The organism is Pandoraea sp. XY-2, from assembly GCF_004193915.1.
Classification (GTDB): Bacteria; Pseudomonadota; Gammaproteobacteria; order Burkholderiales; family Burkholderiaceae; genus Pandoraea; species Pandoraea cepalis.
In genome coordinates this window covers 25,555-39,687 of the sequence record NZ_CP030849.1, presented here as the reverse complement: position 1 = coordinate 39,687, position 14,133 = coordinate 25,555, and the positions used below count along the sequence as shown (strand labels likewise).

The following is a 14,133-nucleotide window of genomic DNA, read 5'->3' as shown; positions in this document are numbered from 1 at the left end:
CTAACTTTTTTATAGGAGTTTTTTTATGAGTATCCCGAAACGTTTGCCTTATCACACGCTCTCTCCCGAAGCCTACCGTGGGTTCGGTGCTACGAAAGTCGCTCTGGAGAAGAGCAGCCTCGGCAAGGAGCTGATCGAGTTGGTCTGGCTGCGGATGTCGCAAATCAACGGCTGCGCTTTCTGCTTGGAAATGCATGCAAAGGCACTACGTGCCGGTGGCGTGCCGGATGCCAAGCTGGACAGCCTCGCCGGATGGCGTGTGGGCGAGCATTTCACCGAACGGGAGCGCGCCGCACTGGCCTGGACGGAGGCGCTGACACATGTGGACCAGACGCATGCACCTGACGAGGATTACGAGCCACTCAAGGCGCATTTCAGCGATGTCGAAATTTCGGACCTGTGCTTTGCCATTGCGTTGATGAGCGCATTCAACCGACTGGCGGTCGGGATGCGGCAATAACGGCACACAGCCCTTGGAAGAGCCATCTGGAATGTTCCAGAGGTGATATCGGGACTTCGCCGCCTACGCTAAGCGTCGAGGAATGCTGCAAACGACTGGTTCTTGATACGGCCGCGACAAATATTACGGCGCGTCGTTTTTCCTTGTGCGAAGGTCTGCCTGACGCAATTGTCGGTTTCGTAAAGCCATTGGAGAGTGCCCTATGAAAATTCTGCACATGGATTTCAGTCCTAGAGAAGAGTCGCATAGCCGGAAGCTTTCCGCCGCGATTGTTGCCCGACTTTTCGCCATTGATCACGATGCCTGCGTCATACGTCGTGATCTGGGTCAGGTCCCCATACCCCATACGGAGGCCGGCTACGCCGCAGTTCTTTCCTCGCCAACGGCATTGACCTCTGAACAGTCGAGCGTGGCTACAGTCTTGTCGGAAGAATTGATCCAGGAGGTTGAGGACGCCGACGTTCTTGTCATTGGTACGCCGATGCACAATTTCACGGTCCCTTCTGTACTCAAGGCCTGGATCGATCAAATTCTTCGGATGGGGCGCACGATTGGAGCATCACCAACAGGAGAGAAATTTGGCCTGCTGCAAGACAAGCCCGTTTATATCGGTATCGCGTCCGGAGGCGTATTTACAGGTGATCGTGCAAAGCAGCCAGACTTCCTGAAGCCATATTTGATAGCCGCGTTTGGCTGCATTGGTTTGACTTCGCTGCAATTCTTTCCCCTCCAGGCGACCGCGTTCCTCGATAGCGACCAGTTGATGGCGAGTCAGAATGCTCTGATCACCACAATGGATACAATGAAGATCGACTCCAGAGTGGAGTGAGAGACCCGATGAGGAATCAAGTCGATCACCCGTTTGTTAAACCAAATGGTCTGGTTGAGTAACCCCTGCCGATCTGACCACCCCCAGAACTCCCCGCAGCGGGGGATTTTTTCATAACTCCACCTTCGCCGGACTACGCGCCTTCAGCGTCTCACACTGAAGATTTATGGAACATTGCCGATGCGGCGCGCGCAAAGGAATCGCCCATAATTTTTGACTATAAATAAAAATGACCCATAAGCTTCTCAACTTATGGGTCCCAAATTCTCAGGTTATGCGTCTATCTACGGCACCAATCTGTAGGATCCGATTTTAACTTAGATTGGTACCTTTCAAAATCAATGCACTAGAAACGTAGAATCGGACGGTTTTGGTCGCTTTGTCCCAATTTGTTAGATTTCCCTACTCGATGCAAATATTGTGCTGACAACCTTTCGGTACCGCTTTAAATTGAGTAGCTGGTTAGCGAAGACTAATCGGAGCCCTAGTGTTAATTTTCGCTTAGCACAGGGAGGTATGTCCGCCTCCGACCTACCCCAAGCCGGCATAGAGATTTCCCGAAAGCAGCCATTCAATGTTTGAGCTTAGGCCGTGGCCCGCCAGGGCCGTCGCACCTGCAGCAAATAGTTCGACAGCACAAGGCCCCATTCATCTGTCTTGCAATTTTCAGGAACGTCCTGATTCTAGTGCTCATCGTCGGTTCGGTTCCAAAAGTCGTGAAGGTGGAGCGTGGCGCCGGTCACTCGTATCGAAGCCGGCATCGGATGGACGTCGGGCACCTGCCCGTACTCTTGGAGAAGTCGCGCATGGATGTCTCGCAAGGACCGCCCCGAAGGGCCAATTTCCATGCGTGTGCGAACAAACTGGGGCCACACCGCCATAGCCAGAGAAGGCGCATCGGTCCTGACACCGTAACCTTGCGTGCGAACAGACGACCTTGAAATGGCGAAGAGCATGATGCTCCTGACCGCTTCCCGACGTTTCTGTTTGAGCCGCAGCGACTTGTCGAGTGCCGAAACGCCGTTTTCCTCAATCCACGACATGATCTTACCGTACCAGTCAGTCAGCTCGGCTGAGAGGTTTGCAGCCTTGCTTCGGAGTTGGCGAACGTCGTTGGTGGAGTAATCTTGCCACTTCAACTGGAAGATCCCGACATCGCCGGTGAGCCGGTCGTAGACGGCCGCGTCGATATCCGTCAAGACTACGCCTCCGCGGCGCAACTTGAGGTTGCCTGGGAAGCAAATGTATCGCCGACCACCAAACATAGCGTAGAGATGCTCCCGCATCCAGCCCTCGCGGTCGGCCGCAACGGCGTGTTCAGTGCGCGGGTCTAACCACTGATGCTGGGTTCTGGCCGCTGTGAAAGGGTTACGGGTCAGGCACGACACCGGCCGCAGGATTAAGCCGTTGCCTAAGTCGAAGAGCAAAGGAATCAAGGGTGTCGAGTGATCGGCTAGCTTCTTTGCCTGCTTTGATGTCATCGCCAGCGCATTGAAGACGCTATGGACGACAGGCCCGGGGCGTCCACTCATGATGGAGATCGACTCTTCCAGCGCGACTCGTGGACCCCAGATGGTCAAGCTTTGACCGACGGACACATGGTCATACATCTTCTTCGCAACCGACACGCAGCCGAAGTGCTTGGCGTGAAGGCTAATGAGCGAAGCGCCCACGCCTGTGATGTCGGCTCCTGTGATTGAGCCCAACATGGCCTTGGGGTGTATGCCGGAGGCCTCGCGCCAATGAGTCGCTAGCGACAGAGCTTCAGCCATGTAGTGCTTATCGACCTCAATGCGAGCGTCATAGGCCACCATCACGCCTCGCCCAGTGTCCCAAGGCCTCACCAGTCGCTTGATGAGCTCCTCAATGTCGGGCCTGAGCCAACCTTTGACCGGCGCGTCACGCGCAGCCATGTAGTTGCCCGGCATGTTGGGGAAGCGCAAGGCGTCGCGCATCGAAGCCGTGGTCCAACCCTTGCTCGACGACGGCAGCAGCGCTTCTGCGGCTTTGAGGCGATCCGACTCTGCGGCGTCAGCGAACTGCGTACGCGTATCCTCGCCCATATGAATTTGGAATTCGTCACCATCCCTTGCTATTTCCACGATGCCTCGCTCACTCATGTCAGCCAAGCGGCGCAGCAGCGAAACCTTGCCAAACTCTTGCATGAGCCCAGCAGCGAATACACGCGATTCGTGTGTGCTTTCCATCAGGGGGAAGGAGCCTGGCTGGTCTAGAGGCTCAAAGAGTTCGGCGACAGCTCTGTTCCATCCCCAATACATCAGGTCGATCGATTGCGCGATTTTCTCGCTGTCGCCGATCAGAGCCGGAGCATGCGTTCCCCAGTAGTCCATCGCTCGGACCATTTCGATGAACAGGACAAACCGACCTATACGGTCACTCGGCAATTCCTTGAGGACGGCTTCAAGATGGATTTCCGCCAAGTCCCTAAGGGCCTGGGCACTAGAATCGGTCACGGTTCCAACTTTCAACGCGGCGCCTATCTCGCCGAGCAGCTTGCCGCCCCCGACCCACGAAGTCAGGCCGACTTGCAGACCGGCGGTGGTTTCGGCGTCGCGCGTCAAGCATTCCCATACGCAAGCCTCCTTCTTTGGACGTGTGGTCTATCGAATAGTGTTTACCTCTCACTCCGGCGAAGCCAGTCAAGTGCACTATCGCTCCAGCGACAGATAAACGCCGTTGGACTGAACCGCCATCGCCGAAGATGGTTATGAGGATTGTAAGCCGGAACGATACTGGTCTGGCAACGACATAGCGGGCGGGGGTAGCACGCGCTGCAGGCCGAACGCTGCACACTCACGATGGCATGCATTGCAAGTGCTACCTGATGCTGTCACCGGGCCGCGGGTCAATTGCGGCGAAATCTGCACTTGGCAGAGAAACGTTCAGGGTTGCGAGAAAATCCATCAATGCTTTACTACGTGCATAGAAAATTTTTCCACACTTCTCCAATCCCTGGCCAGATGCCGGAACAATTTCCTGCTCTGACAACAACGCGCTAACTTTCCTGGAAGTGGTCTTGAGCGCTTCCGCTATTTCCGTGGCAAACACGTACGACTCCTTGAATCGTTCAAACTCCGTGCGGCTGACTCGCGCCCCGCAGCCCCTAAGAGTACGAAGCTTTTCTGCCGGAATGAACTCATTCCTGACGAGCCAGTACGCCACCTCCTGCTTCAGGCCTAGCAGTTTGGCTACGTGCGGCACGCTCAGCCAGTTCGACAATTCAGGATTGCGGCGCTGTCGCCAAATCTTGAGCGACTGGCTGTCAAAGATCCACCGTGCCAGCCCGACAGCACCATCCAGCAAGCCTTCGAGCGCGATCTCACCATCACGCACATCCTCGATCAGGTCGACGATCTGATTCTCGCTCCACGCCCAATACTTCAAGACATGAAACAGGGACACCTGCGACTCTTCGGGAATGGCCAAAACAGGTAGGCCATCGCCGATTGCCAGGTAGCACTCGACATCCTGTCGACTGATTCGCCATGGCGGAAAGCCATACTCGCTCAAAGGACGATACGCGGAGGGGAACAAAAGTCTTAGCAATTCTCGCATTCGGACCTTGCCCAGTCCGAGATATTCCATCGCAGTGGTCAAATCGACTTCGGAAAGATCAGCGTGCGTGAGCTCATCGACCTGTTCCTTACGGATTAACAGAAAGCGCCGGCCTGTGGAGCTGTAGGATTCGTGACCATCGATCACCCCCTCCGAGACAAGCCGCCGAATACGCGCTACTCGCACGCCTAACCGCTCGGCCGCTACGTTGGCCGGAATCCAATGGACACGATGCAGTAACTGCCCGGCCAGTCTTCGGTTTCGAAGTGCCAAACCTCCACGCCAGTTTTCCACCAGCCACTGCTCGAAGGAGTACCGCACTGCATCGAACGCAGGCTCTTTTAATCCCTTGTACAGATAGCTGTAAGCCCTCTGGAACAGCTTTGGTAGCCCAACCTTTTTGCCGCCTGACCGCTCCTGGATTTCTGAAAACCGCACATGAAACGCCGTTGGCCAGCCAGACAAGATCGCTGCCGCAACTGACGTCACAGGCCACGAGACTTCCATGCGACCCACGTTGCTCAATTTCAGAGACTTGGACACCCCGGCAGGATCCAGATGCATACCAAGATATCGAATCAACCGCTGGGTCTGATCCACATTGAGATCACGCAGTGGCTCCGGCATGTCGGCCGCACCGCGCCCTGTCAGTTTCCGCGACAGGACCTGGGACAACTGCGTTACTTCAGCTGGTGCCAGGTGGGATGGCTCCGCACGTAGATCTGCACCACAGCCACATCGAACGACCTGTGAACGGCGCCAGGACACTGGCTCATGGCATGACGAACAGCGGTCAACCATCCACACCCCATGCTGGGCGCAGGCATCATAAAAGCACAACTCCCACTCTGCACGTCAGGTTGGTTCCTCTTTGAGGCATAAAGGACAGAAGCGCGAGTAGCGCATATTCCATACTCGCGATGTCTTCTGCCTCAATGTGGCAATGTTCTGCTGACCTGCCCCCTACAAACAGGGCCAGCCGGAGTCTAGTAAAGTTCGTTTTCGGAGAAGAAGACGAACATGAAGAAGCGATTTACGGAACAGCAAATCATCGGGTTTCTGAAGGAAGCTGAAGCCGGCATGCCGGTCAAGGAACTGTGCAGGAAGCACGGGTTCAGTGACGCGTCGTTCTACACCTGGCGCGCAAAGTTCGGCGGCATGGAAGTCTCGGAAGCGCGCCGGCTCAAGGACCTCGAGGTGGAGAATGCCCGGCTGAAGAAACTGCTGGCCGAAGCAATGCTCGATATGGAAGCGTTGAAGGTCGTCGTCAAGGGAAAGCCCTGAGCCCGCAAGCCAAACGCGAAGCAGTGTCGGCGATTCGGGAGAAGGTCAACATCTCCGAGCGCCGCGCCTGCCGGCTTGTCGGGCTTTCTCGCAGCGTGCTGCATTACGACGCGAAGTCGGACCACGAGAATGAGGTGCTAGCGGCGCGTCTGGTGGAGTTGGCGCACGAACGTCGTCGATTCGGCTACCGCCGGCTGCATGCCCTGGTGGAACGCGAAGGCATGCACGCCAATCACAAGCGCATCTACCGCCTGTACCGTGAGGCAGGGTTGGCTGTGCGGCGCCGTCGCAAGCGCCACGGCGTCATGATTGAGCGCGAGCGACTGGCATTGCCGGGCGCGCCCAACGAGGTGTGGTCAATCGATTTCGTGATGGATGCGCTGTCCAATGGCCGGCGCGTGAAGTGCCTGACCGTGGTCGATGACTTCACGAAAGAGGCTGTCGACATTGTCGTCGACCATGGCATCTCAGGTTTGTATGTCGCTCGGGCATTGGAGCGTGCAGCTCGCTTCCGTGGCTCTCCCAAGGCGGTGCGCACAGACCAGGGACCCGAATTTACGAGCCGCGCGCTTGACCAGTGGGCGTATGCAAACGGCGTCACGCTGAAGTTGATTCAGGCGGGCAAGCCAACGCAGAATGCGTACATCGAATCGTTCAACGGCAAGTTCCGCGACGAATGCCTTAACGAGCACTGGTTCACGACGCTCGCGCACGCTCGGGCTGTCATCGCGGCATGGCGTCAGGACTACAACGAGCAAAGGCCGCACAGCGCACTGAACTACCTTGCGCCGTCAGAGTTTGCGGCGAAACATCGAGCAACCGCGGATGCTCCTGCCGCTTTCCAGGAGCTGGTTTAACGGGACTTTGCTAGAAGCCCATTGGCCCTATTGAAGGGGGCAGGTCACTGCACCCAGGCCAGCAACGCTGGATCCAGGCCACGCTCTGGCAGCAAGTGACTGCGCAGCAGTGCATCGGCATCGTACGTCACACCAAGATCCGGCAGATCGGAATACTCCAGCTTGTTCGCCTCTGCCAAGCGCAATAAGTATCCGTTGGGCCCTTCGGTGCGATAGGGCGCTAGCTTGATTAACAACCCGCCTGTCATTTTGCTACCTTGACGGCGTTTAGGCTGATCCGCCTGGCTAGAGCCGAGCCCACCGGATCATGGCGGGTGTGCAAGTAAAACACCTCTCCGCTGCGATCCAACGACCTGAGATAGGATTCCGGATGAAAAGGATTGAGCCTGTCCGGGACTTCACGCCAAACACGGTCGCGGAACCCTGCGGCCAATACATCAAGGTCAACTTCTTTGAGCCCAAGGTTGGCCGCAACACTGATGGCACCTTCCAGTATCTTGCGAACGTAATCCAGCAGGCCATGGCTGGCTATGAGCATTCTCCGCGCCATATTGGCCTCGTAAATCGGCGTTTCGAACGGTACCGGAAGATATTCCTGAAGCAACTTCAGAATGCCGCGAAATTCGGTGAAATCCTCAGTAGTCGCGCCATCGAACGGAGACAGCGCAAACCTGGCGGAAAAGCGCCTTGCCAACTGCTCGTTCGCATCCACTACGGACTGCGCTTCCGGCAAGCCGCAGGCCACCACCGCGATATTCGTCAGGCTGATCAAGTTCTTGAGCCAATCAGTGACATCCCGAAAATGTGTAATGGTCGGGGCGTAGAACAAATGGTGAAACTCATCCAGGATCAGGAGCTCCACACCACAGCGCTCGAATAGCTCGTGAATCAAAACGGTCTTTTGCGGGCCGCTTCCACGATAGGCTTTCGGATAGCCGAGTGCGATTAGAATCGCTTCCCCTAAACTTTTGGCGGTAGGAGATGAAGGAACCGTCACGACCAGCACTGGAATTTTGGTACTCCCCAGCGTTGATTCGCGTTGAAAGCGACTGGCGTACGAAGAGACGAGCACCGTCTTGCCAGCACCTGCTGGCCCCGTAATCAACACGCCACCTCCGCTGCCCTTGACCTGCCGGGCATGGTGAAGCTCAGCCATTTTGTACAGGCCGGTATTGAAACGTCGGTGCTGAATCGGGTCGGAAATCAGCCGAAACCCATGTAATGCCTCGTGTTCGCTACCCGCCCGAGGAGCGATCATATGGATCAGATCAATGGGCTTCATGCTGCGCTCCTCTTGTGAACACGCTCAATGTCGGCAGCACGTCATCGAGGCCCGCCGGAAGATTCTCGGGTAGCTCAGGCGCCAGTTCTTTGATGGGTTTGCGTGCCTTAGCCAACGGATCCTCGTTGTTCAGCACAGCCTCACTGTCATGCATGAGCAAACCGCTGGCGTTTTTGCGCACAGCCATTTTCTTGTTCTTGATCGCTTGCTCGATGATTTCTTCCAGTTCCGCACGGACCTCGAGCATTTGAGTGGACGATGCGTTTTCACCAAACTGTTGCTTTGCCCGCTCCCTTATCAGGCGATGTACCTCCCTGGGAAGATTGTTTGCGTAGGCCGGATCAACACAAGGAACCTCCAGATATTCCTTGGCCATTGGATCGAAGACATGGATGAAGTTAATCGAATGCTCATAGAACTTCAGATCAACCACCATGTTCTGGCCAGATTGGCGTCGCAGCTCCTGCAATTGACGGCTGTTGTAATGCTGCCCTTCAAGCTCAATACCGTAATGAAAAAGTGTGCGTTTGGCCGGAATGCCACTGATCACTTCAAGCTGTTTAGGATAAAGCGGCAACTCGATGGAACGCCGTCCGGCCAGTTCGGACCACTTGGCGAGCGGGGTTGCGCCAATTCCGCGATGTGGGCGCACCAGGTAGATGTCGACGATCCATTTGGTGATCAAGTGGACAAGGTCTGTGAGCGTGATCGCGGCAAGGTTCTCAGCAGGATAGTCCCCGCGCTCACCGACATTGGAAAACGTAGTGCCAGGTAGCCGATGGATCAGGCCTTGATTCATCGTCCTGAAAAACCGCTCAATGCTGCCTTTGTGTTCCGGCGTACGTGCACCACAAAAAAGCATCTGGATACCCATCTCTTCACAGGCTTTCTGCAACCCAGAGGCATGAAGGTCCATGCCGTTGTCGATCGCAATCAGATCCGGAATCCCTTGAGCCGGCCATGCACCTTTGATATCAGGGAAACGAGCCAACCATTCCGTTTTGGGCAGAATCGCCCGTCGCAAGCATTGGAGTACTGAGTGGGCGCTGGGCGTGTTGAAGCTCAGGTAGAAACCCATGATCATCCTGGATGCCTTGTCGGTTGCTATCGACAGCCAAGGTCTACCCATCTGTAATCCCGTCACCGCATCGATTACGATCAGGTCGATCGGGGTATGGTCGATTTCGATACGCTCAAGGATCCCGCTGACCTTGAGCCCACCTACTGCGATGCGATATTTTGCCCGGGCAACCTCGGCACCCAGACGAGCACCGTCCACAATATCTTGGCGAAGACCATCGAGCCAACGATAGACGGTTGAACGCGCTGGGCACCGTATATGCAAATCTGGCGGCAAGGACACATTCAAGGAATTGGTGTGACGCAGCACACGTTCATAAACCGCGGACTTAGGTTGTTTTTGCAGGGTGAGGTAAACATCAGCGACCGCCTCTTCGAATAGGGCGTAGCGATCCCCATGGTACGGTTTTGCACGACCTTTCTTTTGAGGGATCAGCGCATGGACCGATTTTGTTGTGCGATACCTGCGCCACCAGTTCTGTACGGACGACGGACAAGGTGGTTTTGTATCTCCGGTTTCCGCTGCATGTGCGTCAATGAGCCTTTTCCATAGAGCCGGGTTGTAGCGATTCTTTTCGGGATCAATGGCCAGTAGATAACCTAGCTTGCGCAACGCAACTTTTTGCTGATGGGCTGTGTACGTAGACAAGTCGCGCGGCGTCACCAAGTAGGTTGCATTGGCTAAGGTGCCCAGGCAAGCCTCATCAATTACCCATTCCCCTTTAAGCCACCGGGCGTTTAATTCGTCGGGGAAGAAATTCCGAATTTCGCCGGCATCGGAAATCAACTGGTATTTTCCGGTGGCCAGCAAACGCTCCAGCGTCCAGCGCATCTGGCCCTCAATGAAGACCAAGCCGCGTTTATAGGTAAAGCGAATCATGCGCTGCCTCCTGTGCTGTGAAAACCATGAGATCACCCTGAAGCGGGCTGGCGAGGTTGCACACTAGGTTGCCCAAGGCGACCTGCTTCAACAGGACATCGCGACCTACCGTGGCTTCTAGGGCATGCCAGAATTTGCCATGAAGGCGCACGGGAAAGTCTTGAGGCGAGGCTTCCGGTTTTGCACGCAATGGGCTGAGCGTTTTCAAGTTGGAATGCAGCGGCTCCTTGCGGGCATCAAGTTCAGTAATGACACGAAAATGCTCGTCGCGGTGCTGGGCGTAATGCGCCGCGATCTGCTGAAGTTTCTTAGCGATTTTTGGGGAGTCGAGTTTTGCGCTGGGCTTGACCTCAATGTGTACCCGCGGGCCTGAAGTCAGCCGTGCCTCGAAATCCGGGTAGTACTCCCGCATAGCTTGCCCGTCACTGTAGACAATTCGCTCCGGTTGCTCTTGGTAGCTTTGAACTCCTCGGGAGAACTCTAGCAACAGGATCACGTCGCGCTCGATCAGCGACTCAAATGCCACCATCCGTCCTAATTTTCGCGATGGGTACCTTCCTCTGAAGTGCCGGCCACTTCTCGTGATTACTCGTCTGGATAACATGTTTGCTTTCTCCTGGCGGCAGGCAATAGGGGGCCCTGCGCCTGTCCGCGCATAGTCGTAATTCGGTGAACCACGCTGAAAATTCGGGCAAAAGTGAACCCTCGCGGAGTTCAAAACTCGCGAAAAATCAGTGTGGAAAGGGAATCCGGCCTTGACGCCTCGGAGGGAGCAACCGATACTGTAGGTGTCGACTTCAGTATCAATCGCTACATCGGAAGGCGGGCCTCAAAGGCTCGCTTTTTCGTTTACGTCATCACCACCTCCGTTTGGCCAGCGGACATCTTGGCTGTACCCTCCTCGGGCACAGTTGTGAAAAATGCTTGTGGAAGCGACAAGACCTGCCGAATCATTTTGATTTGCACGGGGTGCAGTCGTCCGAGTTGGGGCTCCAGCTCCCGCAGCAGCTCATATTCTTCCGCCGGAGCCGAGCAAGGCAGCGAAACCTGTCGCTTGGATTTGCGCAACGCTTCTTCGAGCTCTACGCGCTCGGCGGCACTAAGCTTCAGCACCCGAATCAAGCGGGTGACAAAATCTTGTTTTGGGGGACCTTTAGCGCTGCGCTCGAGTGCGGAGATATAGCTCTGCTCATACCCGAGCAGTTCTGCGGCGTCCTTCTGTTTAAGTCCCCGCCGACAGCGCAGTTCGCGAAGGTAGGTGGCAAAAGGACTCATCGGTACTGTGACCATATCCGCAGTCAGTGCTCGCCCACGGTCATACCCGCCCATCTGCCGAGACTTTTTTTCATACCCTTTTCCTTCAGACAATAATGGATAAAAGGGTACTCGTCTTTGCCTGGAAACTCAACTAACGTGTTTAAAATCAAATACTTAGTATAATCAGGACGTGTTCTTTGTCTACTTGGAGAGGTTTTGTCGCAACAAGTTTGCTATAGCTCAGTGCACTGGTTGTGCATTGCAGCGCTCATGAAATCATAGACGGAAGGTGTCGTCGCGCTATTAAAGCGACGCTCATTGGTAACCGCCTGAGCTATACCTTTTATGACCTTCGCTCAAAGGTAGCCCCTAATGTCTGATTTCTGCCCGATTGCCTTGCAAAAGTGGGCAAGAATGTCTGAAAAGTAGTGGATTGGCGCCTGATTTGTCTGAAAACTAGTCGATTAGCGCCTGTTATGTCTGAAAAGTACCGAATTCTCGCGTGACGACGGGGGGATGGGCGGTACGAAAACGGGCACATTGGCACCCCATAGCAGCAATTAAAACCTGTGGGCGGTTTATCAAACCATATTTCGAGTCCTCCCCCTCCCCTATACCCTCCATTCTCGGGCAGGTTTCCGTCCGGTCTGCGTATAAGACTACCAAATTCGATCATTGACAAAGCCGATTGGAAAATCGGCAACAACCGCAACAAAACCGCCTTAATCGGTCCAAACCGGCTTATTTCACATTTACCATTAGCATAATCCGTGCGATCATCGTCAAACTGCCCTAATTCCCACTTTTGATGGAACCCCATGTCATGCCAGATCGCTGGTTGTCGGTCGAAGAGATCGCCGAGTACCTCGGCGTGAGCAAGGACACCGTTTATGCCTGGATCAGCAAACGGAACATGCCTGCTCACCGAATCGGTCGACTTTGGAAGTTCAAGTCAGAGGAAGTCGATGAGTGGGTGCGCTCTGGTGGCGCAGCAGAAAACGAAGGTCGAGGCAAAGAATGATTGGCTTGCTATCGACGAGTTTCGATCGCGTCATCCTGTGGTCGAAACAATAAGAGGATTGTTATTAAATGACAAAAATTTCTTGTGTTGATTTGTTCTGCGGAGCTGGCGGGCTGACGCATGGCTTCGTGCTCGAAGGCGTACCGGTCGTTGCTGGTATCGACATGGACCCCGCTTGCCGCTTTCCTTATGAGGCCAACAACAGCGCCAAGTTCGTAGAGCGAGACGTCAGCAAGGTCACCGCCGCCGAATTAAATACGCTGTTCGGCGATGCCGACTTGAAGATTCTTGCAGGGTGCGCGCCTTGCCAGCCTTTTTCTACCTATGCGCAACGCTACGAGCTCGATGGTAAGGACGGGAAATGGGGGCTCTTGTACGAGTTCGCTCGTCTGGCCAAGGGCACCCGGCCAGATGTCATCACGATGGAGAACGTCCCGACCGTTGCCAAGCACGAGGTGTTTCATGACTTCGTCGATACGCTGAAGCGACTCGGTTACAACGTGTGGTTCGATGTCGTCGATAGCTCCCAATACGGCGTGCCACAGACTCGCCGACGCATGGTGCTGCTGGCATCCCGGCACGGTGAGATCACGATGATCAAGCCCACGCTCGAGAAGCCCAAGACCGTGAGGCAGGCGATTGGCCGCCTGCGTGCGTTGAGCGCTGGCGAAGCAGCACCGAGAGACAAGCTGCACGTCTCATCCACGCTGTCAGAGAAGAATCTCAAGCGCATCAAGGTTTCAAAGCCTGGCGGTACGTGGCGTGACTGGCCGGAGCATCTCGTCGCCGATTGCCATCGAGCAGAAAGCGGCAGGACTTATCCGGGCGTCTATGGCCGCATGGAGTGGGACAAGCCTGCACCCACCATGACGACTCAGTGCTACGGATTTGGGAACGGCCGGTTCGGGCACCCTGAACAGGATCGTGCGATCACCTTGAGAGAAGCCGCAATCATCCAGAGCTTCCCGCGTGACTACGCGTTCATTCCCGATGACGGTGAGGTCAGCTTCAAGGTTCTCGGACGCCTCATTGGCAATGCCGTTCCTGTTGACTTGGGTCGCGCGATTGCGCGCAGCATCAACGAGCACTTGGCATCGACCAAATCCAGATGATCTGACGAGACTCGATCAATGCCACGCGTTCAGCCCTCATCTCCAGAAGCCAGTCGCCGAATGGCGAAAGTCCGGCAAAAGGGAACCGGTGCTGAGATCGCATTGCGTCGAGAGCTGTATCGGAGGGGCCTGCGCTACCGAGTCGATTTCGAGGTACTGAAGAAACCTCGTCGGGTCGCGGACATCGCTTTTCCGGGGAGGATGATTGCCATCTTCGTCGATGGTTGCTTCTGGCATGGGTGCCCGGAACACGCCACATGGCCGAAGCAGAACTCGGATTTCTGGCGGCAAAAGATCGAAACGAACCGCGCCAGAGACGCCGACACGAACGAACGGCTTCGGAGCATCGGGTGGACGGTACTGCGATTCTGGGAGCACGAGCCGCCGACCGATGCAGCCGACATCGTCGTCCAGACGGTCGCCATGGGCAGATCGAAGCGTAGCGCTTCGTCACCTGGTCCGCATAAGAAGAACTGAACGGGAAGATCGCAGACC

Annotated in this window: 13 protein-coding genes; 6 read left to right on the top strand and 7 right to left on the bottom strand. The window is 55.5% G+C overall.

The annotated features are described in order from the left end of the window. Positions 1-25: 25 nt before the first annotated feature. Positions 26-460, top strand: a complete 435-nt coding sequence (locus DRB87_RS00115; RefSeq protein ID WP_130024398.1) for a carboxymuconolactone decarboxylase family protein — start codon at positions 26-28, stop codon at positions 458-460. Positions 461-662: 202 nt separating this feature from the next. Continuing rightward, positions 663-1,289, top strand: coding sequence for an FMN-dependent NADH-azoreductase (locus DRB87_RS00110; RefSeq protein WP_130024397.1), 627 nt, complete (start codon positions 663-665; stop codon positions 1,287-1,289). A 683-nt stretch (positions 1,290-1,972) separates the two neighbouring features. On the opposite strand, the gene DRB87_RS00105 is transcribed toward DRB87_RS00110, so the two are convergent. Next, positions 1,973-3,871, bottom strand: coding sequence for a hypothetical protein (locus DRB87_RS00105; RefSeq protein WP_130024396.1), 1,899 nt, complete (start codon positions 3,869-3,871; stop codon positions 1,973-1,975). A gap of 256 nt (positions 3,872-4,127) precedes the next feature. After that, positions 4,128-5,540, bottom strand: a complete 1,413-nt coding sequence (locus tag DRB87_RS00100; protein ID WP_130024395.1) for a helix-turn-helix domain-containing protein — start codon at positions 5,538-5,540, stop codon at positions 4,128-4,130. A 345-nt stretch (positions 5,541-5,885) separates the two neighbouring features. On the opposite strand from DRB87_RS00100, the gene DRB87_RS00095 reads away from it, so the two are divergent. Then, positions 5,886-7,006, top strand: a protein-coding gene (locus DRB87_RS00095; protein ID WP_130024394.1) for an IS3-like element IS407 family transposase whose coding sequence is annotated in 2 segments (ribosomal slippage) — positions 5,886-6,144 and positions 6,144-7,006 — 1,122 coding nt in all. Because the reading frame shifts where the segments join, the coding sequence is not laid out codon by codon here. A 44-nt stretch (positions 7,007-7,050) separates the two neighbouring features. On the opposite strand, the gene DRB87_RS23885 is transcribed toward DRB87_RS00095, so the two are convergent. The 5 genes from DRB87_RS23885 to DRB87_RS00075 all read right to left on the bottom strand — a co-directional run bounded on the left by DRB87_RS23885 (position 7,051) and on the right by DRB87_RS00075 (position 11,523). After that, positions 7,051-7,185: a hypothetical protein gene (locus tag DRB87_RS23885; protein WP_255501382.1), complete on the bottom strand. Its 135-nt coding sequence runs from the start codon at positions 7,183-7,185 to the stop codon at positions 7,051-7,053. Between the two features lie 65 nt (positions 7,186-7,250). After that, positions 7,251-8,288: a TniB family NTP-binding protein gene (locus tag DRB87_RS00090; protein WP_130024393.1), complete on the bottom strand. Its 1,038-nt coding sequence runs from the start codon at positions 8,286-8,288 to the stop codon at positions 7,251-7,253. Next, entirely contained in the window at positions 8,275-10,248 is a 1,974-nt protein-coding gene (locus DRB87_RS00085; protein ID WP_130024392.1) for a DDE-type integrase/transposase/recombinase, read from the bottom strand. Before DRB87_RS00085 ends, DRB87_RS00090 begins: the two co-directional genes overlap by 14 nt. After that, positions 10,229-10,777 (bottom strand): TnsA endonuclease N-terminal domain-containing protein, encoded by a 549-nt coding sequence (locus DRB87_RS00080; RefSeq protein WP_165385211.1) that lies wholly within the window; start codon positions 10,775-10,777, stop codon positions 10,229-10,231. Before DRB87_RS00080 ends, DRB87_RS00085 begins: the two co-directional genes overlap by 20 nt. 320 nt (positions 10,778-11,097) lie before the next feature. Next, positions 11,098-11,523 (bottom strand): helix-turn-helix transcriptional regulator, encoded by a 426-nt coding sequence (locus tag DRB87_RS00075; protein ID WP_165385210.1) that lies wholly within the window; start codon positions 11,521-11,523, stop codon positions 11,098-11,100. A gap of 805 nt (positions 11,524-12,328) precedes the next feature. On the opposite strand from DRB87_RS00075, the gene DRB87_RS00070 reads away from it, so the two are divergent. From DRB87_RS00070 to DRB87_RS00060, 3 genes are all read left to right on the top strand, one after another. Then, positions 12,329-12,526: a helix-turn-helix domain-containing protein gene (locus tag DRB87_RS00070; RefSeq protein ID WP_206100048.1), complete on the top strand. Its 198-nt coding sequence runs from the start codon at positions 12,329-12,331 to the stop codon at positions 12,524-12,526. Positions 12,527-12,594: 68 nt separating this feature from the next. Beyond that, positions 12,595-13,638, top strand: coding sequence for a DNA cytosine methyltransferase (locus tag DRB87_RS00065; protein WP_130024388.1), 1,044 nt, complete (start codon positions 12,595-12,597; stop codon positions 13,636-13,638). Between the two features lie 60 nt (positions 13,639-13,698). Continuing rightward, complete coding sequence (locus DRB87_RS00060; RefSeq protein WP_240756118.1) at positions 13,699-14,115, top strand: very short patch repair endonuclease; 417 nt, start codon at positions 13,699-13,701, stop codon at positions 14,113-14,115. Positions 14,116-14,133 lie beyond the last annotated feature (18 nt).

What these genes read in the sequence shown, in the direction of transcription:
- DRB87_RS00115 (WP_130024398.1), top strand. Translation starts at nt 26, where the DNA reads ATGAGTATCCCGAAACGTTTGCCTTATCACACGCTCTCTCCCGAAGCC.
- DRB87_RS00110 (WP_130024397.1), top strand. Translation starts at nt 663, where the DNA reads ATGAAAATTCTGCACATGGATTTCAGTCCTAGAGAAGAGTCGCATAGC.
- DRB87_RS00090 (WP_130024393.1), bottom strand. Translation starts at nt 8,288, where the DNA reads ATGAAGCCCATTGATCTGATCCATATGATCGCTCCTCGGGCGGGTAGC.
- DRB87_RS00085 (WP_130024392.1), bottom strand. Translation starts at nt 10,248, where the DNA reads ATGATTCGCTTTACCTATAAACGCGGCTTGGTCTTCATTGAGGGCCAG.
- DRB87_RS00080 (WP_165385211.1), bottom strand. Translation starts at nt 10,777, where the DNA reads ATGGTGGCATTTGAGTCGCTGATCGAGCGCGACGTGATCCTGTTGCTA.
- DRB87_RS00075 (WP_165385210.1), bottom strand. Translation starts at nt 11,523, where the DNA reads ATGAGTCCTTTTGCCACCTACCTTCGCGAACTGCGCTGTCGGCGGGGA.
- DRB87_RS00070 (WP_206100048.1), top strand. Translation starts at nt 12,329, where the DNA reads ATGCCAGATCGCTGGTTGTCGGTCGAAGAGATCGCCGAGTACCTCGGC.
- DRB87_RS00065 (WP_130024388.1), top strand. Translation starts at nt 12,595, where the DNA reads ATGACAAAAATTTCTTGTGTTGATTTGTTCTGCGGAGCTGGCGGGCTG.
- DRB87_RS00060 (WP_240756118.1), top strand. Translation starts at nt 13,699, where the DNA reads ATGGCGAAAGTCCGGCAAAAGGGAACCGGTGCTGAGATCGCATTGCGT.